Annotated in this window: 21 protein-coding genes; 5 read left to right on the top strand and 16 right to left on the bottom strand. The window is 62.0% G+C overall.

Translation table 11 applies throughout. From position 1 onward, the window contains the following. Nucleotides 1–64 precede the first annotated feature (64 nt). The 8 genes from frc (ACOCG7_RS01785) to oxlT all read right to left on the bottom strand — a co-directional run bounded on the left by frc (ACOCG7_RS01785) (nucleotide 65) and on the right by oxlT (nucleotide 8,003). Nucleotides 65–1,312: a formyl-CoA transferase gene (frc, locus tag ACOCG7_RS01785; protein ID WP_073428717.1), complete on the bottom strand. Its 1,248-nt coding sequence runs from the start codon at nucleotides 1,310–1,312 to the stop codon at nucleotides 65–67. An 80-nt stretch (nucleotides 1,313–1,392) separates the two neighbouring features. Continuing rightward, complete coding sequence (locus ACOCG7_RS01780; protein WP_073428718.1) at nucleotides 1,393–1,635, bottom strand: hypothetical protein; 243 nt, start codon at nucleotides 1,633–1,635, stop codon at nucleotides 1,393–1,395. Between the two features lie 22 nt (nucleotides 1,636–1,657). Beyond that, the gene (locus ACOCG7_RS01775) at nucleotides 1,658–2,092 is read right to left on the bottom strand and encodes a PAS domain-containing protein (RefSeq protein WP_073428719.1); all 435 of its coding nucleotides are present in this window, start codon (nucleotides 2,090–2,092) and stop codon (nucleotides 1,658–1,660) included. Between the two features lie 112 nt (nucleotides 2,093–2,204). Then, complete coding sequence (gene frc, locus ACOCG7_RS01770; RefSeq protein ID WP_073428720.1) at nucleotides 2,205–3,455, bottom strand: formyl-CoA transferase; 1,251 nt, start codon at nucleotides 3,453–3,455, stop codon at nucleotides 2,205–2,207. 25 nt (nucleotides 3,456–3,480) lie between these two features. After that, nucleotides 3,481–5,223, bottom strand: a complete 1,743-nt coding sequence (gene oxc / locus ACOCG7_RS01765; RefSeq protein WP_083082198.1) for an oxalyl-CoA decarboxylase — start codon at nucleotides 5,221–5,223, stop codon at nucleotides 3,481–3,483. Between the two features lie 74 nt (nucleotides 5,224–5,297). Then, complete coding sequence (locus tag ACOCG7_RS01760) at nucleotides 5,298–5,483, bottom strand: hypothetical protein (RefSeq protein ID WP_143326536.1); 186 nt, start codon at nucleotides 5,481–5,483, stop codon at nucleotides 5,298–5,300. A gap of 142 nt (nucleotides 5,484–5,625) precedes the next feature. Continuing rightward, entirely contained in the window at nucleotides 5,626–6,342 is a 717-nt protein-coding gene (locus ACOCG7_RS01755) for a GntR family transcriptional regulator (RefSeq protein WP_073428722.1), read from the bottom strand. Nucleotides 6,343–6,695: 353 nt separating this feature from the next. After that, nucleotides 6,696–8,003 carry an oxalate/formate MFS antiporter gene (gene oxlT, locus ACOCG7_RS01750; RefSeq protein ID WP_083082196.1) on the bottom strand — a complete coding sequence of 436 codons (1,308 nt, stop codon included), beginning with the start codon at nucleotides 8,001–8,003 and terminating at the stop codon, nucleotides 6,696–6,698. A 296-nt stretch (nucleotides 8,004–8,299) separates the two neighbouring features. Here oxlT and ACOCG7_RS01745 point away from each other — a divergent pair, with 296 nt between their 5' ends. Together ACOCG7_RS01745 and ACOCG7_RS01740 are read left to right on the top strand one after the other, a co-directional pair. Further along, a complete protein-coding gene (locus ACOCG7_RS01745) occupies nucleotides 8,300–9,268 on the top strand; it encodes a LysR family transcriptional regulator (protein WP_114163978.1) in 969 nt (322 codons plus the stop codon). Between the two features lie 120 nt (nucleotides 9,269–9,388). Further along, nucleotides 9,389–9,778, top strand: a complete 390-nt coding sequence (locus tag ACOCG7_RS01740; RefSeq protein ID WP_083082180.1) for a hypothetical protein — start codon at nucleotides 9,389–9,391, stop codon at nucleotides 9,776–9,778. Nucleotides 9,779–9,890: 112 nt separating this feature from the next. On the opposite strand, the gene bla is transcribed toward ACOCG7_RS01740, so the two are convergent. Continuing rightward, entirely contained in the window at nucleotides 9,891–10,832 is a 942-nt protein-coding gene (gene bla / locus ACOCG7_RS01735) for a class A beta-lactamase (RefSeq protein WP_083082178.1), read from the bottom strand. A gap of 99 nt (nucleotides 10,833–10,931) precedes the next feature. On the opposite strand from bla, the gene ACOCG7_RS01730 reads away from it, so the two are divergent. Next, a complete protein-coding gene (locus ACOCG7_RS01730) occupies nucleotides 10,932–11,840 on the top strand; it encodes a LysR family transcriptional regulator (RefSeq protein ID WP_083082164.1) in 909 nt (302 codons plus the stop codon). Here ACOCG7_RS01730 and ACOCG7_RS01725 read toward each other — a convergent pair. Then, nucleotides 11,837–12,091 carry a hypothetical protein gene (locus ACOCG7_RS01725; RefSeq protein ID WP_073428728.1) on the bottom strand — a complete coding sequence of 85 codons (255 nt, stop codon included), beginning with the start codon at nucleotides 12,089–12,091 and terminating at the stop codon, nucleotides 11,837–11,839. The two genes, ACOCG7_RS01730 and ACOCG7_RS01725, sit on opposite strands and share 4 nt — an antisense overlap. A 46-nt stretch (nucleotides 12,092–12,137) precedes the next feature. Then, nucleotides 12,138–12,635: a lecithin retinol acyltransferase family protein gene (locus ACOCG7_RS01720; protein WP_083082162.1), complete on the bottom strand. Its 498-nt coding sequence runs from the start codon at nucleotides 12,633–12,635 to the stop codon at nucleotides 12,138–12,140. Nucleotides 12,636–13,094: 459 nt separating this feature from the next. Here ACOCG7_RS01720 and ACOCG7_RS01715 point away from each other — a divergent pair, with 459 nt between their 5' ends. Both ACOCG7_RS01715 and ACOCG7_RS01710 read left to right on the top strand, forming a co-directional pair. Further along, nucleotides 13,095–13,382 (top strand): hypothetical protein, encoded by a 288-nt coding sequence (locus tag ACOCG7_RS01715; protein ID WP_073428730.1) that lies wholly within the window; start codon nucleotides 13,095–13,097, stop codon nucleotides 13,380–13,382. 5 nt (nucleotides 13,383–13,387) lie between these two features. After that, nucleotides 13,388–14,158, top strand: coding sequence for a PP2C family protein-serine/threonine phosphatase (locus tag ACOCG7_RS01710; RefSeq protein ID WP_083082160.1), 771 nt, complete (start codon nucleotides 13,388–13,390; stop codon nucleotides 14,156–14,158). A gap of 18 nt (nucleotides 14,159–14,176) precedes the next feature. Here ACOCG7_RS01710 and ACOCG7_RS01705 read toward each other — a convergent pair whose 3' ends face one another. The 5 genes from ACOCG7_RS01705 to ACOCG7_RS01685 form a co-directional block, all read right to left on the bottom strand. Beyond that, entirely contained in the window at nucleotides 14,177–15,532 is a 1,356-nt protein-coding gene (locus ACOCG7_RS01705; RefSeq protein WP_083082158.1) for a sigma-54 interaction domain-containing protein, read from the bottom strand. Then, a complete protein-coding gene (locus ACOCG7_RS01700; protein WP_083082156.1) occupies nucleotides 15,532–18,588 on the bottom strand; it encodes a peptidase domain-containing ABC transporter in 3,057 nt (1,018 codons plus the stop codon). The genes ACOCG7_RS01705 and ACOCG7_RS01700 overlap by 1 nt, the downstream gene beginning before the upstream one ends. 61 nt (nucleotides 18,589–18,649) lie before the next feature. After that, nucleotides 18,650–19,402 carry a peptidylprolyl isomerase gene (locus ACOCG7_RS01695; protein WP_073428734.1) on the bottom strand — a complete coding sequence of 251 codons (753 nt, stop codon included), beginning with the start codon at nucleotides 19,400–19,402 and terminating at the stop codon, nucleotides 18,650–18,652. 37 nt (nucleotides 19,403–19,439) lie between these two features. After that, nucleotides 19,440–20,813 carry an HlyD family efflux transporter periplasmic adaptor subunit gene (locus ACOCG7_RS01690; protein ID WP_073428735.1) on the bottom strand — a complete coding sequence of 458 codons (1,374 nt, stop codon included), beginning with the start codon at nucleotides 20,811–20,813 and terminating at the stop codon, nucleotides 19,440–19,442. Further along, complete coding sequence (locus ACOCG7_RS01685) at nucleotides 20,791–23,391, bottom strand: FHA domain-containing protein (protein WP_083083042.1); 2,601 nt, start codon at nucleotides 23,389–23,391, stop codon at nucleotides 20,791–20,793. The genes ACOCG7_RS01690 and ACOCG7_RS01685 overlap by 23 nt, the downstream gene beginning before the upstream one ends. Nucleotides 23,392–23,642: the final 251 nt, after the last annotated feature.

Here is a 23,642-nt window from a genome sequence, read left to right as displayed (position 1 = left end):
GGTCGCGCCGCAAGGTCTTGTTATGCGTGCGTCGGAACGCCGTGGGCGGTCGCCGCCGACGCGCTCAAATCGCGCCGACGGTGCGCAAATGAGCGATCTGGTCGGCGGTGTAGCCGAGTTCGGCCATCACCTCGTCGGTGTGTTCGCCGAGGAGCGGCGAGCGCGTGACTTCAGTGGGACTGTCCGACAGCTTGATCGGATTGCCGACCGTCAGATACTTGCCGCGCACCGGATGATCGACTTCGACGATCGTGCCGGTCTTGCGCAGCGACGGCTCTTCCGCGATCTCTTTCATGGAGAGAATCGGGCCGCACGGAATGTCGTATTTGTTGAGGATGGCCATCGCCTCGAACTTCGTCTTGGTCATGGTCCAGCGCTCGACCTCGGCGAAAATGTCTTTCAGATGCGGCAGGCGCGCGGCGGGCGTCGCGTAGTTCGGGTCCGTGGTCCATTCTTCACGGCCGATCACGTTGCAGATTTTGGCCCATACAGGGGCCTGCGCGATGAAGTAGATATACGCGTTCGGGTCGGTTTCCCAGCCCTTGCATTTGAGAATCCAGCCAGGCTGACCGCCGCCGGATGCGTTGCCCGCGCGCGGCACCGCTTCGCCGAATATGCCGTTCGGATGTTGCGGGTACTCTTTCATCACGCCGGTGCGTTCCAGCCGCTGCTGGTCGCGCAACTTCACGCGGCACAGATTGAGCACGCCGTCCTGCATCGCGGCCAGCACATGTTGGCCGCGTCCCGTCGATTTGCGTTGATAGAGCGCCGTGACGATGCCGAGCGCGAGATGCAGGCCCGTGCCGCTGTCGCCGATCTGCGCGCCGGTCACCACGGGCGGGCCATCGTCGAAACCGGTTGTCGAGGCCGCGCCGCCGACGCACTGCGCCACGTTCTCGTACACCTTGCAATCTTCATAGGGACCGGGGCCGAAGCCCTTCACCGAGGCGACGATCATGCGCGGATTGAGTTCCTGGATGCGCTCCCAGGTGAAGCCCATCCGGTCGAGCGCGCCGGGTGCGAAATTCTCCACCAGCACGTCGCACGACTGGATCAGTTCCTCGAGAACCAGCTTGCCTTCAGGATGCTTCGTGTCGATCGTGATCGAGCGCTTGTTGTGGTTGAGCATCGTGAAGTAAAGGCTGTCCGCTTCGGGGATGTCACGCAATTGCTCGCGCGTGATGTCGCCCGCTCCCGCCCGCTCGACCTTGATGACGTCGGCGCCGAACCATGCCAGCAACTGCGTGCAGGTCGGGCCCGACTGCACATGCGTGAAGTCGAGGATTCTCACATCCTCCAATGCTTTGCCCATGTCGGGTCTCCCTGAATTAATCGTGGTTGTTCTGGACGAGCCGGCCGGGCGCGTGCCGCGACGTCGTATGCAATGCGGGCTTAGCGTTTTCGGGCGGCGGGCGTGAGCAATGCCATCGCGACACGGCGCGCCCCGGCAATCGCCGCCGCCTCGCTTTCAAAAATCGCTTCGTCGACCACCTGCTGATACGGCAGCAGATCGGGCTGCGCCGAATGGTTTTCCTCGACCGTGCGAATCGCCACGTAGGCGGCCCAACCGCCGTTGTGAATCCATTGCATCGCGGACAACTCGAGCCGGTACTTGCCCAATACTTCTACGTGCATCGGAATTCTCCTGTGCGACCACTCAAGCGCCTGCCGACGCTTCCAGTTCCGCGAGGCGCTTGCGCAGCGCGCGATCTTCCTGGAAGCGACTGGTTTCGTCGCGAATCACGGCGACGATGCCGGTCAATTCGTTTTGCGGCGAATGCAGCAACGCAACCGTGAAGGCGATCGACAGCGAGCGGCCGTCCTTATGCGCGGCGGGAACGCGTAGCACGTCGTTGCCATAACGGGTTTCGCCCGTTGTCATGGTCTTGTGATAGCCGTCCCAGTGACGGCCGCGCAAACGCTCGGGGATGATCAGATCCAGCGACTTTCCCAACGCCTCGGCTTGCGTGAAGCCGAACATGCGCTCGGCCGCGGGGTTCCATAACGTGATGCTGCCGGTGGCGTCGGAGATGATGATCGCGTCGCCGATTGCGTTGACGAGCTGCTCGAAGTCGATGGTTGTTGTTTGCATGGTTGGCGCTCCCCTCACAAGTTATGACGCTGATCGTTGAGCCGGATACGGCGTCCGCGACAGACGCCGTATCCGCCAGGCGCCGGCATGAAGCCGGCCCTGCGTGACACCGTTAAACCGCTTTCACTTCGCGCAGATTGAAGATTTCCTGCTGACTGTAGCCAAGGCTCGCCAGCACTTCGTCGGTGTGTTCGCCGAGCAGCGGCGACGCGGTGACTTCCGGCTTCAGGTCCGAGAACTTGATCGGGCTGCCGACCGTCAGATACGTGCCGCGTTTCTTGTGCGGCACCTCGACGATCGTGCCGCTCGCGCGCAGCGACGGGTCGTTCGCCAGTTCCTTCATCGTCAGCACCGGCGCGCAGGGAATGTCGAACTTGCGCAGGATGTCGACCGCTTCGAACTTGGTCTTGTCGGCGAGCCAGGTTTCGATGGTGCCGAAGATATCGAAGATATGCGGTTGACGCGCTTCAGCGGTCTTGTAGGCCGGATCGTCGATCCATTCGGGTTTGCCGATTGCCCTGCAGATCGGCTCCCATGCATGGCCCTGGATCGTGAAGTAGATGTACGCGTTCGGATCGGTTTCCCAGCCCTTGCACTTGAGCACCCAGCCCGGCTGGCCGCCGCCGCCCGCATTGCCGCCGCGCGGCACCACGTCGCTGAATTCGCCGTGCGGATATTGCGGATATTCCTCAAGATAGCCCACGCGTTCGAGACGCTGCTGGTCGCGCAACTTCACGCGGCACAGGTTCAGCACGCTGTCCTGCATCGACACCGCGACCTTCTGGCCCTTGCCGGTTTTGTCGCGGCCGATCAGCGCGGTCAGGATGCCGATTGCCAGATGCATGCCGGTGTTGCTGTCGCCCAGCGCCGCGGCGCTGATGGTCGGCGGACCGTCCCAGAAGCCGGTGGTCGACGCCGCGCCGCCCGCGCATTGCGCGACGTTTTCGTAGACCTTCAGGTCGTCGTAATGATGGCCGTCGCTGAAGCCCTTCACCGAAGCCACGATCATCTTCGGATTGAGTTCGTTCAGGCGTTCCCACGAAAAGCCCATGCGGTCCAACGCGCCGGGGCCGAAGTTCTCGACCAGCACGTCCGATTCGCGGACGAGCTTTTCGAGGATCTCCTTGCCCTCGGGTTTTTTCGTGTCCAGCGTCAACGACTTCTTGTTGCTGTTGAGCATCGTGAAGTACAACGCGTCGGCGTCGGGAATGTCGCGCAACTGGTTGCGCGTCACGTCGCCGGAACCCGGCCTTTCAACCTTGATCACGTCGGCTCCGAACCAGGCAAGCAACTGCGTGCACGCGGGACCCGCCTGGACGTGGGTGAAGTCGATGATCTTGATGCCTTCGAGAGGTTTGGTCACTTTGTATCTCCGTGGTTGCTCTGGGTTACTTTTTCATCGCCGCGCTTTGCGGATTCAGATTCGTCAGGCGGCCGCTTTCGGTGCCCGCCGCTTCGTCGATGACGGCATTGATCAAGGTCGGCTTGCCCGATGCGATCGCCTCGAGCAGCGCCTTCGTCAGTTCTTCCGGCGTGGTGGCGTTGTGGCCGATACCGCCGAATGCCTCGATCATCTTGTCGTAGCGCGCGCCCTTCACGAACACGGTCGGCGCGACGTCCTTGCCCCCGGTGGGGTTCACGTCGGTGCCGCGATACACGCCGTTGTTGTTGAACACGATCGTGCAAACCGGCAAGTCGTAACGGCAGATGGTTTCGAGTTCCATGCCGCTGAAGCCGAACGCGCTGTCGCCTTCGATCGCGACGACCTGCTTGCCGCTCGTCACCGCCGCGCCGATCGCGAAGCCCATGCCGATGCCCATGATTCCCCACGTGCCCGAATCGAAGCGCTTGCGCGGCTCGTACATGTCGATGATGCTGCGCGCGTAGTCGAGCGTATTCGCGCCTTCGTTGACGACGTTGATGTCGGGGCGCGTCTTCAGCACATCGCGGATTGCCCGCAACGCGCTGTGGAAATTCATCGGCGACGGATTCTTGTCGAGCGTCGCGGCCATCTTCGCGAGATTCTTGTTCTTGCGTTCGGCGATCGCACCCGTCCATTCCGTGCCCGGCTTCCTGAAGCCCGCATCGAGCCCGGCGCGCAGCGCCGCCACGCAGGAGCCGATATCGCCGATCACCGGCGCGGCAATCGCGACGTTGCTGTCGATTTCGGTCGGCGAAATATCCACCTGCACGAACTTCTTCGGCTCCGCGCCCCACGTCTTGCCCTTGCCATGCGAGAGCAGCCAGTTCAGGCGCGCGCCGATCAGCACGACCACGTCCGCTTCCTGCAATACGAACGAGCGCGCCGCCGACGCCGATTGCTCGTGCGTATCCGGCAACAGGCCCTTGGCCATCGACATCGGCAGATACGGAATGCCGCTTTGCTCGACGAACGCGCGAATCTCCGCGTCGGCCTGCGCATAGGCCGCGCCCTTGCCGAGCAAAATCAGCGGACGCTTCGCGCTCTTCAACACATCGATCGCGCGCTTGACCGAGTCAGGCGCCGGCAATTGGCGCGGCGCGGCGTCGACTACTTTGATCAGCGACTGCTGGGCCTTCACCGCATCGAGCGTTTGCGCGAGCAGCTTGGCCGGCAGGTCGAGATACACGCCGCCGGGACGCCCGGACACCGCGGCGCGAATCGCGCGCGCCACGCCGACGCCGATGTCTTCCGCGTGCAGCACGCGATAGGCGGCCTTCGCGTAGGGCTTGGCCGCGTTCAACTGGTCCATTTCCTCGTAATCGCCTTGCTGCAGATCGACGATTTCACGCTCGCTCGAACCGCTGATCAGGATCATCGGGAAGCAGTTGGTCGTCGCGTTGGCGAGCGCCGTGAGGCCGTTCAGAAAGCCCGGCGCCGACACCGTCAGACAGATACCCGGCTTCTGCGTCATGAAGCCGGCGATCGCCGCCGCGTTGCCCGCGTGCTGTTCATGACGAAAGCCGATGAAGCGCATGCCTTCCGCTTGCGCGAGCCGTGCGAGATCGGTGATGGGGATACCGACCAGCCCAAAGATGGTGTCGATGTCGTTCAGTTTCAGCGCGTCGATGACGAGATGGAATCCGTCGGTCGTCTCGGTCGCCTGTTGTTTCAATGTCTCTTCTACTGTCGTGCTGTCGGCTTCTGCCATGACGTCTCTCCTCCGTGACGGGGCGTTGTGTGGTTCGTGATATACAATATTCCACACACAGTATTAGTTCAAGCCTATTTTGCGGAAGAGATGGGATTGCTGCGTTGCAGCTTGTGCGCGAGGTCTGGATTTAAGGCGTATTCGGGGCAGAAGGTTTGCATTGCACAAACCACAAAGACGGCGTTTTTCTCGGTAGCGCCGGCGGGCGAGCGCCGGATGAAAGAAATTTGCAGGCTGCGTTGGTTGCCGAGGAACGCCATGCCCGTGGACGCAAAAAAGCACCGCAACGCTCGACGCGTGACAGTGCCTTTAGGGATGCTCTTCAGGGATTCTTATAGGTACGTGCCGACTGCTGGCTTGATACAGCTAGCGGCTACGCCGCCCCACCAACCAGCCGGAAGCTCAGTCGAGGAAATCGCAGTTGGCCTCGACAAACGCCGCCAGCTCGAGCGAATGCTGGCGCACGAGGCTCTCGACCAACTCGGTATCGCGCCGCTCCAACGCCTCGATAATGCGCATGTGATCGACAATCGAGCGCGATGCCCGGTTGCTTTGCGAAATGGTCATTTTGCGGATCGCGCGCACGTGTACGAACAGATTCTTCATCGTGTCGAGCAGAATCTGCGATTGCGAGAGTTGCACGATCGCCTGATGAAACGCGATGTTCGCTTCCGAATACTCGTCGATATGCTCGGCCGGCGTGGTATCGCGGAAGTCGTCGAACATGCGCCTGAGACCGGCAATCTCGCTCTCCGATGCGCGCCGCGTCGCCAGGCGCGCGGCCATGCTTTCGAGCGCCGCCCACATGTAGATCATGTCGACGATCTCTTTCTTCGTCTTGCGCTGAATGTAGATGCCGCGGCGCGGCACCGTGCGCAGAAAACCTTCCTGTTCGAGCAGCGTCATCGCTTCGCGAACCGGCGTGCGGCTTACGCCGAGCGCCTCCGTCAATTCTCTTTCGTCGAGCCGGATCTCTTCGCGCGAGCGATAGATGTCGGCTTCGGCAATCGCCTGCTTCAGCTTTGCGTAGGCCTGGTCGCGCAGCGAAGCCGTCGCGTTGATCGGCTCGAGCGTCAATGGCAACGCCATTGGGCGAACATCGGTTTGCGTATCAGCCATTGACAGTGCTTTCCAGGTTCAAGGTGGCCGTTGTCCGGGGCACCTGTGCTACTCATTGGGCTTTTTATATACCATATATCACATATCTACATAAGTCTAGTGAGTGCGATCCACGCGTATCGACAGACGTGCGGATGCCGCGCGGCCCGCGCTTTACCTATATGAAGAGGGAATGCGGAAAGCGACCCTTGCAGGCGAAGCTGCAAAGGTCGCGACGCGGCGCTGTCGAATAACGCCGTGGAGGGTGTGTTGTCGCCGCCGCAGCTCACGCCACGATGGGACATCACCTTCCGTTGAATCGTGAGCGAGCGACTACAGGCTCACGCGTTGACCCAGGCGAGAGCAGCCAATGGCTACGACCGCGCTTCCGCGACGACCACGCTGGCCGACGCGCTGGAACTGTTCTCGATCCAGCGCTTTCTCATTGGCGCGAGGATGAATTTCGCAGACACGGCCGCCGCGATCGACACCACCGCCGCTGAAATGAACACCGTGCTCCACCCGCCGTTCGCCGACAGCACCGAGGCGATCGGCACCAGCATCGATGCGGTGCCCTTCGCGGTGTAAAGCGTGCCCGCGTTAGCGGCGGCGTATTTACTGCCGAACGTGTCCGCGCAGGTCGCCGGGAAGATCGAGAAGATCTCGCCCCAGCACAGGAACACGGCGGCCGCGAAGAACATGAACGCGTACGGGTTATGGCCGAATTCCATCAGCCCGAGCAGCGCGACGCCTTCGCCGAGAAAGATCATGAACATCGTGTTTTCGCGGCCGATTCGGTCCGACAGAAAACCGCACAACGGACGCGTGAAGCCGTTGCACAGATTGTCGATCGACAGCGTCATCGTCAACAGCGGCAGCGTGATGCCCATCAAATTGACAGGCAGCTTGGCAAAGCCGTATTCCTTCGCGATGGGTCCAAGCTGCGCGGTCGCGATGATGCCGCCGGCGGCAACGAACACGAACATCAGATACAGCACCCAGAAGAGCGGCGAACGGATCATCTGGCCGGGCGTGTAATCGATCTTGGTGGCGACCACGCGCTTGGCCGCGACTGCCGTTGCGGGCGGCTTCGGGCGTATCAGCATGGTGGCGAGCAGCAAAATGCAGACGCCCTGGAAAATGCCGAAGAACATGAACGTGTGCTCGTAGCCCGAGCGCTGAATCATGTTGGCGATCGGAATCACGGTGACGGCCGCGCCCGCGCCGAAACCCGCCGCGGTCAAGCCGGCCGCGAGACCGCGCTTGTCGGGAAACCATTTGAGCGCCGTGCCGACACAGGTGCCATACACGCAACCTGCGCCGATACCGGCGATCACCGCCGCGACGTAAAGCTCGGTGAGACTGCTTGCATGCGCGTCGATGATCCAGCCTAGCGCCGCGCACAACGAGCCACCGATCACAACGGGGCGCGGCCCGAACTTGTCGACGAGCCACCCTTCAACGGGCACGAGCCACGTTTCCGTGACGATGAAAATGGTGAACGCGGTCTGAATCGCGGCCTGGCCCCAATGGTGCGCGTTGTCCATTGGTACGACGAACAGCGTCCACGCATATTGCAGGTTCGCGACTAGCCCCATACACACGATGCCGATTGCCAGTTGCACCCAGCGGTTATGCGTGAATGGCGCGGTGCCTCGCTGGGCTACGTTGGGATATCCCATGTCTCCGTCTCTCCTGTAGATTCCGTCGCGCTCGATCGGCGCGTTGGACTGACTGATCGAATTGCCTCATCGCCGTTTGATCTGCTGCGATGAGACGCCAATGGTCGGCCAGAGGAATTGCATTGATGAAAACCCTTGTCCCCGTTGACCGCGCGGCGACTGGAATAAAAGAGTTGCGCGGGCAGCAGGTCTGAAGGCATGCTGCGCGAGAACAGCAATCAGCGAAAGTTAAAACATTTTATGGTTTGCATTAGGCATCCCTAATACGTGGGGTTTGCCCTTACTGAGTAACGTCCATGAGAAACGCGACGCTGCGCCAACTGAAGATCTTCGAGACGGTCGCCCGGCACCTGAGTTTTTCGCGTGCCGCCGATGAACTGTGCCTCACGCAGCCCGCCGTCTCCACCCAGGTCAAGCAACTCGAAGAGCATGCCGGTCTCGCGCTATTCGAGCAACTCGGCAAAAAAATCTATCTGACGCCGGCGGGCTCGGAAATGCTTCACTACGCGCGCTCGATCATCGAACAGTTCCGGGAAATGGACGGAGCGATGGGCCGCTTGCAAGGCATCGCGGGCGGTCAGCTCAACATCGCGGTAATCAGCGCGGGCGATTATTTTTTCCCGCGCCTGTTAGGCGAATTCACGCGGCGCAATGAAGGCGTGCGGCTCAACCTCGCAGTGCACAATCGCGAGGGACTGCTGCAACAACTCACGCACAACCTGACCGATCTGGCGATCATGGTGCGTCCGCCGCTCGATCTCGACACGCGCAACGAATCGTTCGCGCCGCATCCTTATGTGATCGTTGCGCCGCCCAGGCATCCGCTGGTCGGCAAGAAGCGCATTGCGCTTTCGACGCTCTGCAAGGAGCCGTTCATTGTTCGCGAGAAGGGCTCGGACACCTGGCATTCAATGGAAGAAGGTTTTGCCGGCGGCATGGGGCGCCTCAACATCGCCATGGAAATCCGCAGCACCGAGACGATCAAGCAGGCCGTGATTGCCGGCATGGGTCTCGCGTTTCTCTCCGCGCATACCATCAGCCTCGAATTGCAGGTCGGCAATCTCGCGGTGCTGGATGTGGTCGGCTTTCCTCTGATGCTCGACTGGTACGTGGTGCATCGCAAGAACAAGCGCTTGCCGCCGGTGGCCGCGGCGTTCAAGGACTTTTTGATCAGCGAAGGCGCGGCGCGCATCGCCCAGATCACTCACATCGACGCAAACCTGCTGCATGGGCAGTCCGAAAGTGTCTTGAGGGCGATGGTTTAGAGGGCGCGCATTTCGGGCTGCATAAACAAAACACTATCGTCATTCACAATAACTTTAACTGTTGTTTATTCACCGTCGCTTTTATTCTGGGTTCATGCCACCTGTCTGAAGGAGACGATCATGAACCCCTCTCAATTCGACGCTCACGACAGCGCGCTCGATGCCGACATCCAGGCGCAACTGTGCGCCTATAACACCGCTTTCGATGAACTCGGCCTGCGCTTTCGTTGGGACGTCCACACGCTGACGTCGCTGGCCGCAATCGACGGCGAGCAGGCGCGGATCGCCGCTTACATCGAAGCGCATCATGCCCATTTGCTGAATGCGTACAGCGCGGAGTTTCTGAGCCGCGCGATTCTCGAGAAAAAGAACGCGCGCTATCCGGCGTGCCTGGCGACGCGAGTCGAAAACGCACAGCATGTGAACCACGCGACACGTCCGTCACAAACGACCAACCGCCGCGAGCACCTGTCGTACGGCGTGGAACTGCCGGCGCTGGCGGGCGTTTAACAGCAGCACGCGCTGGCGCACATTGGCTCATCAGCACGGAACCGCGTGCTGCTTGCGTCGGGCCGTCTAAAGCAAGCACGTTCGCTGCACGCCTGATAGGCCCGTTCGCCCGTCAAGCCTGAACCGACGCCACCACCAGCGCGCCCACATTCGCAATCGCCGCATTGCAGCGCGCCGCATTGCCGCTCGTTTCGGTCAGATAGACGGCCACGAGAACCGGACCGCGTCCCGGCGGCCACAGAATCGCCACGTCGTTCGCGGTGCCGCGATCGCCCGTGCCGGTTTTGTCGCCGACGCCCCAATCCTTCGGCAGCTTCGCGCGAATCCGTGCGCCGCCCGTCTCGTTGGCGGCGAGCCACGCCAGCAATTGCGCCTTCGACGACGACGACAAACGCTCGCCCAACACAAGCTCGCGTAGATTGCCGAGCATCGCGTTGGGCGTGGTCGTGTCGCGCGGATCGCCGGGAATGGCTTCGTTCAAGGTCGGCTCGTTGCGATCGAGTCGCGTGATGCCGTCGCCCAGACTGCGCGCGAATGCCGTCAATCCCGCCGGACCGCCCATGCTCGCCAGCAACAGATTGGCCGCCGTGTTGTCGCTGAGCGTGATCGCCGCCTTGCACAATTGCGCGACGCTCATGCCGGCCTCACCGGTACGCTCGCGGATGTGTTGGCTCGTGGCCGGCGAATACGACACGAGATCGCGTTGAGAGAACACGATGCGCCGTTGCAAATCCTCCTGCCCGCGATCCGTGCGTGCCAGCACGGCCGCCGCCGCCAGCAATTTGAACGTACTGCACATCGGAAAGCGTTCATCGGTGCGCAAGCCGGCATGCAAGCCCGACGTCGTATCGACAATCGACACGCCCAGTCGCCCACCACTTTCCGCCTCGATGTCCTTGAGCCGTTGACGAATCAGATCCGCCTTGGCCAAGCCACGCCCCGGCGCCGTCGCGCCTGTCTTCACCACTTTCGCGAACGCGCCGGCACTGCCAACCGCAACCCCAGCTATCGACGCACCCAGCAATGCACCCGCGAATTTCCGTCTGGTTATCATTTGCCGCTCCTTGTGTGAGCCGCAACTATCGGTTTTCCGCGAGCCGCTGACAAACGATGATAAGTTAGCCGACTCACAAGAAAATCTTATGCCTTTGCCATGAGACCTTACCTCCCATTGAACGCGCTGCGCGCCTTCGAATCGTCCGCGCGGCATTTGAGCTTCACGCGCGCCGCGTTTGAACTGAACGTCACCCAGGCGGCCGTCAGCCAGCAGGTCAGAGCGTTGGAGGAGCGCCTGGGCACCGCGCTTTTCAAGCGCCTGCCGCGCGGCCTCGCGATGACCGACGAAGGACTCGCGCTGCGCCCGGTCCTCACCGACGCGTTCGATCGCATCGAGGCCGTGCTCAAGCGCTTCGAAGGCGGCCACTTTCACGAAGTATTGACGGTCGGCGTGGTCGGCACGTTCGCGGTGGGCTGGCTGATGCCGCGCCTCAAATCGTTTCGCGACGCGCATCCGTTCGTCGAATTGCGGCTGCTGACGAATAACAATCGGGTCGACCTCGCCACCGAGGGTCTCGACTTCGCGATCCGCTTCGGCGACGGCACGTGGCCCGGCTCGCTCGCGACCCGGCTGCTCGATGCGCCGCTCGCGCTGCTGTGCACGCCTGAAATCGCCGCGCGTCTATCGGCGCCGGAGGACCTCATCAACGAAACCTTGCTGCGTTCCTATCGCGCCGACGACTGGATGAGCTGGTTCACCGCAGCCGGCATTCCGCCGCGGCCGATTCGCGGACCCGTGTTCGATTCGTCGCGGCTGATGGTGGAAGCGGCGATGCAAGGAGCGGGTATCGCACTCGCGCCCGCACTGATGTTCGATCACGAGATCAACACCGGGCGGCTAGTGCGCCCGTTCGAGGTCGAAGTGCATGCAGGCAGTTACTGGCTCACAGGATTGAAGGGCAAACCGATGACGCCGGCCATGCTGCAGTTCAGTCAGTGGATCATCGGGGAAGCGGCCTCGGATGGGCAAATCCGGCAAACCCCGCAATACCCGCAAAGCGCTTAGGCAAGCGCCCTGCGCAGATGGCCGTTCATCGCAGGCCGCTCGGCTTGCGGCGGGAACACGTTCCACGAACCGTCGTCATGGCGAAAGAAGAAGATCGACAGCAAGCCGCCCGGCCGCAGCGCTTCCACGCAAACGTAACGCTGATGTTGCGAAGCGCGGTGGCAAAACTGCACGACGCGCGCGGGCATCGAGGGGGTCGGTGCGAGCCATTTATCGACGGCCCAGTGCAAGGTTTTTTCCGCTGCTGACATGACGTTCTCCTTGAATCGTTGAATGCCTGAATGCTTTCCTGCTGGTTCACATCAACTGAGCGGCAACCTGAGCACCGTGAGCGCCCTTCGCTCCACTTTCGACAAAAGCCTTCACGAGACACACCAGCGCGAGCACGCCAACGCGCGGATGCCGCAAGCAGCAATGCACCTGTTCGCTGCGGCTTTCGCCGAGCAGGCACCATGCGCAGAAGTGCTCGCAGTTATTGGTCAGCAGGCGATAGTGGTTTTCGCCGAGACGGGAGCGCGCACGGCGCACCGCTTCATCGCCGACGTAGCGAGCGCTCGGCGCGGCGCGCACCGCCAGCGGATGACCGGCGGCGAAGCGTTCCAATTCCACTTCCTCGACCGGGCCGCGATGCGCCGAACCTGCGAAGCCCGAGTAATGCACCACGCGGCCATTGCCCACATAAATGCCGTGGTGTTCGTAACCGCGCCGTTGCGTGACGAGGTGCGCGCCGATCGGCAGGTCGATGGTCGATTCATCGCCGCCTTCGCTGCTCGTCTGAAGAAGATCGGTGTTCATGGCTGGCCTCGCTTCGATTTCCAACACTGTTGCGAGGTTATTTGCATCATCCGGGCCATGCGCCGGAAAGCCTTGATTTAAAGGGCTGAGAGAGAGAATGACGCGCTCAGGGCGAGCCGGGTGTGGGTTGCAAGCCGACAGAATTCGCGCCGATGTGTTGGCGAACGTCGATCATTCATTGCAATCGGCGTCGGCGCTTTTCGTCTAGGGATGACAAGCCGCGAGTCGCCTGAATGTGTTGGGTGTCGCACCGCTTCGAGTTGGATCGTGTTGGCTACAGGCCAACCTGTGAACGCCGCCATGACCCTGCGCGGCGTGCGTCGGCGCGCGCAATCGCCTTGCCATCAACGTGTTGCGAAAACGCGGGGACGTGAGCCGCGAATTGGCATGGCACTTGCACCATCATGCTCAGATCCATTTAGACCGCGCGCGTTGCGCACGCGGCAACCGGAGAACGACATGGCTTCGATTACAGTAAGCGACCTTTCAGTGAACCTCGCGCTCGACCGCAAGGCGATGGCGGCGATTCGCGGCGGCGGCGGTGCGCCGTGGGTATACGGCTGGATTCAACCCTATGTGCGGGAAACGCCTAGCATCGGGCCGGTCGTCAACCTGTACGAGGTCTCCAACAACTTCTATGCTAACCAGATGATCAACCAGTTCCAGTCGGTCGACGTCCGCAACACCGGCGCGAACTCGAACATCACGGTTTCTCCCGACGCCCGCAGTAGAAACGATATGGTGTAGCCGTTGTGACCTGCGCGAGCCAATTTCGCTGGACGTCGTCCGCGCGTTCCGACACGGGACGCATTCGTGAAATCAACGAAGACGCCTGCCTCGACCAGCCCGAACTCGGACGCTGGGCCGTCGCCGATGGCATGGGCGGTCACGCGGTTGGCGATCTGGCGAGCCGGCTCGTGATCGATTCGCTAAGCCGGCTCGCGCCGCCGCTCAGCACGAAGAGCTTCGTCGCCGACGCGCGCACGCGGCTGCAAAAGGCCAACCGCCAGTTGCGCGACGAAGCCGCGCGCCGCCAGGTGCAGCGCATCGGCAGCACGGTTGTCGTCCTGCTTGCGTGCGACCGCTTCTGCGCCTACGTCTGGGCCGGCGACAGCCGCCTCTATCTTTTTCGCGAAGGACGCTTGCGGCAATTGACGCGCGATCATAGCCAGGTGGAAGCGCTGAAGTCGCTCGGCGTCATCACCGACGAAGAGGCGCGGCATCATCCGGCGCAGCATATGATCACGCGCGCGGTGGGCGCCACCGACCTGCTGGAACTCGACGACGACGTGATCGAAGTCGCGGACGGCGATGTCTTTCTGTTATGCAGCGACGGTCTGAGCAACGAGGTCAGCGACGACGAAATGCTGGCGGTGCTGACGGCGGCGGCGTGTGAAAACGCGTGCGAGGAACTGGTCGATCTGGCGCTCGCGCGAGGCGGCCGCGATAACATCACCGCCGTCGTGGTGCGGGCCGAAGATCCGTATGCATCCGACAAAACCTTGTTGAATCCCGCGCCTTGAATGCGCCGCTTCCAGGCTTCAACTCTCGCTGTCATCCTCGTCGCCTTCATCAACGCCGTTCCTGCCTGTAGATGGCATGTTCCGATTGCGAAAGTCCTTCGAATGCAGGCCGTGCTTCTTCAGCAGCATCTGCAAGTGCGAGCGGTTCATGTCGATGCGCCGCGCCAGTTCGGCCACGGTGCCGCTCACTTCGCGAAGGCCGCGTTCGAGAAAGGCTTTTTCGGCGTCGTCGCTGGCGGCACGCTTGGCATCGCTCAACGACATCAGATTCGCCACGCTGATCGGCTGCTGACCGGCCGCCGACGCATTCGATAGAGCAGCAGCCGAACCCGGCGCCGCGGGCCGCATATCCACCGGCAGATGATCGACATCCGCCATGTCGCCGGCCAGGCACGACACGCGATACATCACGTTGCGCAGTTCGCGGATATTGCCGGGGTACGCATAATTCAGCAGAAAGTCGCGCAGACGCGGGGTTAATCGCACGGGCCGGCGCTTCAACGTGCCGGCGGCCTCGTCGCCGAACCATGCGATCAACAGCGGTATTTCGTCGCGACGCTCGCGCAGCGGCGGCAACGTAACGTGGATCACGCTGAGCCGGTAGAACAGGTCCTCGCGAAATTTTCCCTCTTCGCTGAGCTGCCGCAGATTGCGATTGGTCGCCGCGACAATGCGCGTATCGACGGCAATCGTTTCGTCGGAGCCCACGCGTTGAATCTCGTGCGCTTCCAACACGCGCAGCAATTTCACTTGGCCGGCCAACGGCAACTCGCCGATTTCGTCGAGAAAGATCGTACCCGTATGCGCGCTTTCGAATTTGCCCTTGCGGTCATTCGAGGCACCCGTGAACGCACCCTTGCGATGCCCGAACAACTCCGACTCCAGCAGATTGTCAGGAATCGCGCCGCAGTTCACGGAGATGAACGGCTTGTCCGAACGCGAGCCGTTCGCGTGAATCACTTTCGCCATCAACTCCTTGCCGGTGCCGCTTTCGCCGTCGATCAACACCGGCAAATCGGTGGGCGCGGCTTTCTCGGCGATTTCGAGCGATTCGAGCAGGCGCGGATTGTCGCCGAACGTCCCTTCGAAAATAAAACTGCGTTCGAGCAGCGCCTTCCTGCGCGCGCCGCGCGACTGGTCGACGCGTTCCTCGGGTTCGGCGGCGACCGCCGCTTGCACGAAGCGCTCCTTGTGCGAAAGCTGCATGACCTCGTCGCGCAGCGAAGTGGCTTGCCTGAGCAGCTTGTCGATATCGGCCCGCTCCAGCCGCGACGACCAGCGCAGCGTCGAGCGCAAAATCTCGATCCGCTCGATCAGGCCCGCGTACGAAATCGCGGGGCTGGCCTCCTCAATCTGGTCGAGTATCTTCATCATCATGCACTCAACTGTTTCTGGACCAGTTGGTAATACATGCCGCCGCGTTGAATCAGTTCCTCGTGACGGCCCTGCTCCACGATTGCGCCTTCGTATAGCACGAGAATCTTGTCCGCCCGCATGATGGTGCTGAGCCGATGCGCGATGATCACGGCCGTGCGGCCCTTCAGAATGTCGTGCATATTGCCGAGGATATTGCTTTCCGATTGCGAATCCAGCGCGGAGGTGGCTTCGTCGAATACGAGTAGACGCGGATCGTGATACAGCGCGCGCGCAATGCACAGCCGCTGAATCTGTCCGCCGGACAAACCGATTCCGCGTTCGCCGACGATCTGCTCGTAGCCGAGCGGCATCTTGCTGATAAACGCATGCGCGTCGGCCATCTTCGCCACTTCCTCGATGCGGCGCCGATCGGGCGAATCGTCGCCGCTCGCGATGTTCTCCGCGATCGTGCCGGAAAAGAGCAGATTGCTTTGCATCACATAGCCGATCTGCGCGCGGTAATAACTTTTATCGACCACGCCGAGATCGTAGCCGTCGATGCTCATCTTGCCCTCGCTCGGCGTGTAGAAGCCGACCAGCAATTTGGCGAGCGTCGTCTTGCCCGAACCGCTGCGGCCGACGATCGCCACCAGCTCGCCGGGCTTGATGTCGAAGCTGATGTTTTCCAGCACGTAGGCCGAATCGTTGTCGCCGTAACGGAAATAGACGCCGCTGAAGCTGATTTCGCCTTGCAGTTCCGGCAACATCACGCGCGAAGGCAAGTCCTGCGGCTTTTGCTCGGGCTCGATGTCGAGCACGTCGCCCAGGCGCTCCATCGCCACACCCGCGTCGTTCAGCATGCTCCATAAGCCGACGAGTCCCATCAGCGGACCCAGCACACTGCCCATGAACGCATTGAACGCGATCAACTGGCCGATCGTCATTTCGCGCGCGAGCACCAGATTCGCGCCGACCCAGAGAATCGCAATCGTCGTCGCCGCATTCAGCAACTGGCTGCCGAGTCCGACGAGAATGTTGAAGGCGTGCGCGCGGTACTGCACTTCCAGCGCTTTCGCGTACTTCTTCTCCCAGCGCAATCGCACCGGCCGCTCGATACCCATGCCCTTGATGGTCTCAACGCCCGCTAAAGCTTCCATCAGGAACGACTTCGAATCGGTCGACGCGGTGAACACCTCGCGCGCATAGTTCTTGATCTTCGGCGTGGCGAGCAAGGTCAGCGCCATGATCGGAATGACGAATGCGATCAATACCAGCGTCATCTTCACGTTGTAGACGAACATGATCGTGAAGTAGATGAACACCATCAGCAGATTCAACGCGGTCGTCACCGTGGATTCAGTGAGGAACGCCCGAATAGTCTGGTTTTCCTGGAAGCGCGCGAAGATGTCGCCGGTCTTGCGCTTCGCGAAGAACGAAAACGGCAGCGACATGGTGTGCTTGAAGAACTGCGACATCATCGCGAAGTCCATGTTGCGCACCATGAAGTTCGCGAGATATGCGCGAATCGTCGACATCAGTTGCGAAAATACGTTGGCGATGATCAAGCCGCCTATCAGCAGATGCAGCAGGCTCACGTTCTGATGCACGATCACGCCGTCCAGAATGTTCTGGATGATCAGCGGCGGAATCACGCCGAGTACCTGAATCACGAACGTGGCGAGAAACAGATGACCCAGAATTTTTTTGTACGGCCTGAGGTAACCGACAAAGCGTATCCACGGCGAACGCGAGGCCGACATTTGCAGCAGATGCGGCCCGCCGGTAAACAGCAGGCACGTCCCGCTCCAGCCGCGCTCGAAATCCTCGACGGCCATTTTTCTGAAGCCGATCGCCGGGTCGGCCACCCATACGTATTCCTTGGAGAGACCGTACACCACGACGTAGTGGTAACCCTCCCAATGCACGATGAACGGCAGATCGAAGCCGCGCAACGAATCGAACGTGCACTGCACGCCGCGCGCCGTGAAGCCGAGCGATTCGCCCGCGCGCGCGAGACTGTCGAGCGTCGCGCCCTGAGTCGTCACATTGGCGAGCTCGCGCAGTTTGCCGAGCGTCATCGGAATGTTGTAGTGCCGGCACACCATGGCAAGGCAGGCGGCGCCGCAGTCCATTTCCTCGGCCTGCTCGACCAGCGCAAAACGCTTGATCACCTTCTCGCCGAATTCCGGCTTGCTTTGCAGATCGAGCATCAGCGGCAGCTTGCGCCGCTGTTCGAGCCGCTTTTGCCGCTGCAATTCGCGGTCGCCGTAACGAATCCGCTCGTCCAGTACTTCGCGCAGTTTCGGATTGCGTTCGAGAATGAAATGAACAGTGCGCTCGGGAATCACCAGCAAGCGCGTATCGGTGCTCGCCACCACCGAGGCCATTTGCTCCTGGCGCATCAAACACGCCTTCTCGCCAAAAATCTCGCCTTCGCCGAGCGTGGCGAGCGTGTAGTCGTGGCCTTCCTCATGACGGACGATGCGCACTTCGCCTTGCCGCACCACGTAGAGCCGCCGGTCGTCGCGTCCGTCCTGCTTGAGAATCTCCTTGCCCGCGGATACCCGTTTCACGCCGACACTGCGCACATACTCTTCGAGTTCCGCCTTGTTCAGTTTGCCGCGCAAGTCGAACAACTGCGCGACGAAGCCGCCCGCCGAATTGATCGCCACATAGCTGGCGACAAACGCCAGCGCGGCGGGATTGCCCGCCATCACCGGTTCGATCGCGGCGCGCGGAATGAACAGCAACTCGGTTTTCGCCGACGCCCGCACCGACGCTTCGTGAACATAGGCGCGCAACATCGCGATGTCGGCGAAAATCTCGCCGGCCTTGCGCACGCCCATGCTGGTTTCCTTGCCGTGTTCCTCGGTGAAGATGCGCACGGAACCCGAGCGAACCACGTACAGACCATCGGCCGTCTCGCCCGCCGAGCACACGGTTTCGCCGAACGAATAGAAGCGCGCCTGCGCATATTCGGCAAGACGCTCGATTTCGTCGCGCGAAAACGGCGAGAGAATTTCCACCGAGGTGAGAAACTCCGCGGCGGAGGGCGCGGTCTGGGGTGCATCCATGTGCTTGCGGACCTCGATTCGGCTTTGCGTTGCGTCGTTGTTTAAAAAGCGCGCGGATCGGCTAGCGCGCTTCGATCACGTGTTCCTGGGCGCGCGCGATCAGCCAGCTTTCGCGCAACAGCCGCTTCACCTCCGAGGCGACGTCCGCATCGAGCGTGGCCGGGTACTTGGCGGTCACGGCGAAAATCTCGAAGCACGAGCGATCCGCCGACGGAAACGGCCCAAGCAGATCGCCCACCGCCGCATTGAAAATCTTCGCCTCGATATCCGGCTTCAACGAGCCGCGCAGCACCTTGCCGATCACGCCGCCCGCTTCGCGCGTATCCGCAATGGAATGCTCGCGCGCCATGTCGGCGAAACTATCGGGATCGTCGCGCAGATACGAGATCATTTCCTTCGCCTTGCCCTCGCTGTCGAGCACGATGTGGCTCACCTCGATCGCATCGAACTTCGGCGAGTTCAGCGCGAAGTAATCCCTGATCGCCGCCTCGTTGCCGACCTGGTCGAGCATCTTCTCCTGATACAGCCCGTCGGTAATGAACGCCTCGAATTCATCGAGACTCACATTCAGCGCATCGAGGTACTGATTCATATCCGTCGCGCGATGCAAGCCGCGCACGCGGCGAAACTGATCGGCGCGCTCCTGGATTTCTTCCGCGCTCACGGCAATGCCCTGCTTTTTTGCCGCATGCACCGTGAGCTTGTCGCGCACGATCTGTTCGATGAGGCTCTCGAACTGGCCGGTCAATTTCAAAAGACGGATGAATTCGCCCACGCACACCACCTCGTCATCGATTCGCACTATCTCGGTCATGTCATCCGCTCCTTTAATTGACGTGTGATCCGCGCGGTCAACCCGCAACCTGTCTGAACGGATCGAGACCCAGATCGATCAGGCGGCGCTCGCGCACCACGATCTCCGCGCTGGCCGTCATGCCGTAGCGCAACGGATAACGCGTGTCGGCGATCTGGTAGTAGTTCTTTTCGAGTGTGACGCGGCCTTCGTACACCGGCTGCTTGTCCTGCAAGGACGGCTTGGTGGCCGGCGAAATATAGGCGAGCGTGCCGCTGATCAAGCCATAACGCTGGTACGGAAACGCATTGAATTTCAGCTTGACCGGCAAACCTTCGTGCAAAAAGGCCCGGTCGTGTTCGGCGATCTCGATCTTCAGCACGGGCCGCGCGTCTTTCGGCGCAATGCCGCCGAGCGGCGCGTTCGCCTGGATCTTGTCGCCGCGCTGGGTCGACGTGACGTCGGTGATGACGCCCGCGACCGGCGCGAGAATCAGCAGAAAATTGTCCTTGTCGATGTTCTCGAAGCGAATTCGCGCGGCGGCCTCCGACACGAGGCGCGCCGTTTGCAATTGCAGACGCAGCTTGTCTTGCGCGTCGGTGATGTCGCGCACCGCCGCGTCGTATTGAAGTTGCAGATCGACGGTTTGCTGCCCGCTGGTTTCGAGTTGCGCGTTGGCCTGCGCGTATTGATGGCTCAGGCGGAAATCCAGTTCCGCGAGTTTCGATTGCGCGACGCGGTATGCGTTGTCCGCTTCCATCGCGGCGGTGCGTTTCTGCTCCACCTGCAATTCGGCGATGCCGCCACCGCCTGGCTGCGCGAACAACCGCGAGTAGCGGTCCAGTTCCTGACGCGCCGCCTCGCGCGTGCGGCGAGCGTTGTCGAGCACGCTGCGCGCTTCGTCGAGCTCGGCCTTCTGTCCTTCGGCGAGCTTGGTCGTGCCTTCGGAGAGACGGTTTTCGTGCTGGCGCGCCTCCACTTCCAACTGCGCTTTCAGCGCGGCCGCCTTGCGCTCCATGAGCGCCTTCTTCTCGGGAAACTGTTTCCAGTCGCGCTCGGCGTCCTCGAGTTTCAACTGCGCTTGCAGCGCGTTGCTGGCCGCCTCGATCGCGCCGCGCGCATTCAGCCGCGCCAGCACGTCGCCTTTCGACACGGGTTGGCCCTCGGCGATATACAGGTCGGCCAGTTCGCCGTCGATCGGCGCATAGATGCGGCGCACTTCCGATTCCGGCGACAACGTGCCCTGGGCGCTGACGATCACGTCCGCGCGCCCCACGAACGACCACAGCAAGCCGGCCAGCACCAGCGCGACCATCGCCCAGATCAGCGCGCGCGCGAGCCGCACCGGTTCGGCGGTGAGAATGGCGATGCCTTCGACGCTGTGATCCTCCAGCGCCTCCGACAACGGTCTAGGGTGACTGTCGCGTTTCACTCTGCTCGCCTCCGATCAACGCCAGCTTCGCCTTCAACAGTCCGGGGTCCAGCACCATGCGCAGTTCCGTCAGTGAACGGCGCTGCAAATTCGTTTCGGCTTCGACGTCAGCCAGCAGGCGGTCGAAGTCGGCGGGATGGTCGGCCTTCAGTTGCGTGTAGATGCGCATGCCTTGCTGCGCCGCGGCCTGCGCCTCCGAGAGCAGACGCGCCTCGTTGCGGAAACCGGCTGAAATCCCGGCTTCAAGCCGTTGCGTGCCGCCAATCGAACCACTCGCGCGGTATTGCTTCCACAGACTTTGTGCGCGCAGCAGCAGATCTTGCGCGCGAGCCAGCGCTTTGTCGTGCAACGCGGCGACGTCTTTCTGGATCGACTGCACGAACCACGCGTCCGTCGTCGGATCGAGACTCGCGTAAAACGACAGCAGGCGTTGGTCGTAATCCTTGCCGCCGCGCGTTTTCTGCAAGTCCGCGAATTGATCGAGCAGCGCTTTCTTGTGCGCCAGTTCCGCCGCGAGCACGTCCGACCACTGACCGGCGGGCATCGCCTGCAAGCCGTTCAATGCCTGCTGCGCGTCGCCGCGCTGCCACGCCGCGCTCAACGCGTCATGACGCGCAATGACATCCGCTGAAGGCAGCCGGCTTGCCGACAGTTGCGCGAACTGCGCCTGAAACGGCGGTGTGCTGAAGCGAGCCTTCTTCAACATCGCGAGCAAGGGTGTCAGTTGACGGCTGACCGCCGCGTTCAGCAAGTCGGTGTAGACGCGCAAGTCCTCGCGCAAGCGGTCGAGCCCCGCGAGACGCGGATAGCGCTGCGCATAATCGTCGAGCACAGGCGGCAGCGCATCGGGTTTGTCGCGCGCCAGTTCGGTGTGGATCGTTCCGTTCAAGCGGTCGATGGCGGCGAGGTACACCGAATCGTCGCTTTCCAGTTTGCGCAGATGGCTCAGCGCCTGCGCGTACGGCTCCGCGAACACGGGCACATATGAGGCGATCCGGTCGAGCGTGCGCTGATGGTTCTTCGCGTCGTCTTCCCAGCGTTGCAGCAGGCCGCTAATGACGGTCTCGTCCGCGTACATGCGGATCGGCGCATCCACGCCGCCGCGCCCGGCGACGAAGCGTTCGAGATCGCCCACCCATTGCAATTCGCCGACGAGGGATGCGGCGTCCGCATTGTTCGCGCTCAACGATCTCATCTGCTTCAACTGTGCGTCGGCCTCGTCGAACTGCGCCTTTTGCAGTGTGTTCAGCCAGGCGGGGAGCTTCGCCTTCAGCAGCGCCTCGCTCGCGAGCGCGCTGATTTTCGTGTCCGTCGGATGGCTCGCGAGATAGCCGTTCGCCGCCGCCACCGCGCTGGTATAGTCGCCGCTCGCCAGCAGGTTCTTCAATTCCCGCTCCGACGATCCGCGCATGTACAGCGCCGCCGATATCGCGAGCAGCACGACGACGCCCACGCCGCCCCATCCCGCGATGCGCTTCAGCATCGCCCGATCGCTGCCAGCGAAAGCCTTGGCGAGTTCGCCCGTCAGCAAGCGCCAGCGCCGCGTTGCGCCTTTTCCAGCGTGCGCGCTGTTCGCTACGTTCGCGCCACCCGGGCTTTTGGCATCGTGGGCGCCATTCGTGCCGTGCGCCCCTCGCGCGGCGCCGGTCGGCGCGTCACGCTTCGCATGCGCGGAGACGGACTGCGCCGCCTCGTTGACTTCGTCCTCGCGCTGCAGCCCTGGGTCCACGCAAAAGATATCGAGGAACGAATGCGCCGCGCCGACGAATGTTGTCTTGTCGGCATCGGCAGCTTCTTCGACGGCGGGGTTGAGCAATAGCTGGGTCACGGTGGGCTCGACTTCAGGCGCTTTGTGCAGCGACACCCTGTAGACGAAGTGGTCGCCGCCAAATGCAACGACGTCGCCCTCCGCCAGCGGCACGGCCGATTCGTCCAGGCGTTTTCCGCCAACGAACGTACCGTTGGTGCTGCCGAGATCCTCGACGTACAGCTCGCCGCCCTTCATGAAGATGTGCGCGTGACGCCGCGAGATGTAATTGACCTGATGCGGATAGCGCTCTTTATAGCGCGAGAAGATCTCATCGGCCTTGCTGACGAGGAACGGAAACGCATGCACCTCGACCGGTTGCAGCCCGAGATCGTCACGCTGCGGCACGAGCAGCAAGCCGGGCACGGGCGCTGAACTTGCCGCCGCCACGATGCGCGCGCGCGGCTCGATGCCTACCCTGTAGCAAAGCTCGCCGCCGAAGCACAATTCGTCGCCGGCGCGCACGCGGGCCGGTGTTTGCCGCACGGCGTTGCCGTTCAACGTCGTGCCGTTCTTGCTGCCGAGGTCGGCGACGTATACCGCGCCATGCTCCGTGAAAACCCGCGCATGGCGGCGGGACAGGCGCGCGATCCGTTCAGTGGGATAGTCGGTGAACGGCGCCTCGCTGCGGCCGATCGCGAACAGACTGTCTACGATACGGATCGCGTCGAGCGGCGGACGCTGCGCGCACGCAACCGGCGACAACACCACGTCGAACGCAGCGTCTACTGTCGCGCGCATCTCAGCAATCGGAGCTTCGCCGGCGGCCATTTTATGCGGATCGCTAATCGTCTTCGCGCTGCGTGAGGAACGCGGCGAAAACGGAATAAGGGACGACGGCGAAAAGACAATGTTGTTGGTGTGAGCCGAACACAATTCGGCCCCTCAATGATTGTAAGTCACGCATCGCAAGAGTCAATTTCGAATGTGGTTGATGAAAGCGACGAGCGCGCCACATCGAGCCGACATGCTCTCGCTGCGCGCCGCATCGCGGGTCGGCTCGGTGTTTCCTCGGTGTTCCC

Source organism: Paraburkholderia sp. DD10 (assembly GCF_049177125.1).
Classification (GTDB): Bacteria; Pseudomonadota; Gammaproteobacteria; order Burkholderiales; family Burkholderiaceae; genus Paraburkholderia; species Paraburkholderia terricola.
The sequence above is the reverse complement of the archived record's forward strand: the minus strand, read 5'-3'. Positions and strand labels throughout refer to the sequence as shown.

What these genes read in the sequence shown, in the direction of transcription:
- oxc (WP_083082198.1), bottom strand. Translation starts at nt 5,223, where the DNA reads ATGGCAGAAGCCGACAGCACGACAGTAGAAGAGACATTGAAACAACAG.
- ACOCG7_RS01720 (WP_083082162.1), bottom strand. Translation starts at nt 12,635, where the DNA reads ATGAACACCGATCTTCTTCAGACGAGCAGCGAAGGCGGCGATGAATCG.
- oxlT (WP_083082196.1), bottom strand. Translation starts at nt 8,003, where the DNA reads ATGGGATATCCCAACGTAGCCCAGCGAGGCACCGCGCCATTCACGCAT.
- ACOCG7_RS01755 (WP_073428722.1), bottom strand. Translation starts at nt 6,342, where the DNA reads ATGGCTGATACGCAAACCGATGTTCGCCCAATGGCGTTGCCATTGACG.
- ACOCG7_RS01740 (WP_083082180.1), top strand. Translation starts at nt 9,389, where the DNA reads ATGAACCCCTCTCAATTCGACGCTCACGACAGCGCGCTCGATGCCGAC.
- ACOCG7_RS01695 (WP_073428734.1), bottom strand. Translation starts at nt 19,402, where the DNA reads ATGACCGAGATAGTGCGAATCGATGACGAGGTGGTGTGCGTGGGCGAA.
- ACOCG7_RS01700 (WP_083082156.1), bottom strand. Translation starts at nt 18,588, where the DNA reads ATGGATGCACCCCAGACCGCGCCCTCCGCCGCGGAGTTTCTCACCTCG.
- ACOCG7_RS01780 (WP_073428718.1), bottom strand. Translation starts at nt 1,635, where the DNA reads ATGCACGTAGAAGTATTGGGCAAGTACCGGCTCGAGTTGTCCGCGATG.
- bla (WP_083082178.1), bottom strand. Translation starts at nt 10,832, where the DNA reads ATGATAACCAGACGGAAATTCGCGGGTGCATTGCTGGGTGCGTCGATA.
- frc (WP_073428717.1), bottom strand. Translation starts at nt 1,312, where the DNA reads ATGGGCAAAGCATTGGAGGATGTGAGAATCCTCGACTTCACGCATGTG.
- ACOCG7_RS01760 (WP_143326536.1), bottom strand. Translation starts at nt 5,483, where the DNA reads ATGGCGTTCCTCGGCAACCAACGCAGCCTGCAAATTTCTTTCATCCGG.
- ACOCG7_RS01685 (WP_083083042.1), bottom strand. Translation starts at nt 23,391, where the DNA reads ATGGCCGCCGGCGAAGCTCCGATTGCTGAGATGCGCGCGACAGTAGAC.
- ACOCG7_RS01715 (WP_073428730.1), top strand. Translation starts at nt 13,095, where the DNA reads ATGGCTTCGATTACAGTAAGCGACCTTTCAGTGAACCTCGCGCTCGAC.
- ACOCG7_RS01775 (WP_073428719.1), bottom strand. Translation starts at nt 2,092, where the DNA reads ATGCAAACAACAACCATCGACTTCGAGCAGCTCGTCAACGCAATCGGC.
- ACOCG7_RS01705 (WP_083082158.1), bottom strand. Translation starts at nt 15,532, where the DNA reads ATGATGAAGATACTCGACCAGATTGAGGAGGCCAGCCCCGCGATTTCG.
- ACOCG7_RS01745 (WP_114163978.1), top strand. Translation starts at nt 8,300, where the DNA reads ATGAGAAACGCGACGCTGCGCCAACTGAAGATCTTCGAGACGGTCGCC.
- ACOCG7_RS01725 (WP_073428728.1), bottom strand. Translation starts at nt 12,091, where the DNA reads ATGTCAGCAGCGGAAAAAACCTTGCACTGGGCCGTCGATAAATGGCTC.
- ACOCG7_RS01730 (WP_083082164.1), top strand. Translation starts at nt 10,932, where the DNA reads ATGAGACCTTACCTCCCATTGAACGCGCTGCGCGCCTTCGAATCGTCC.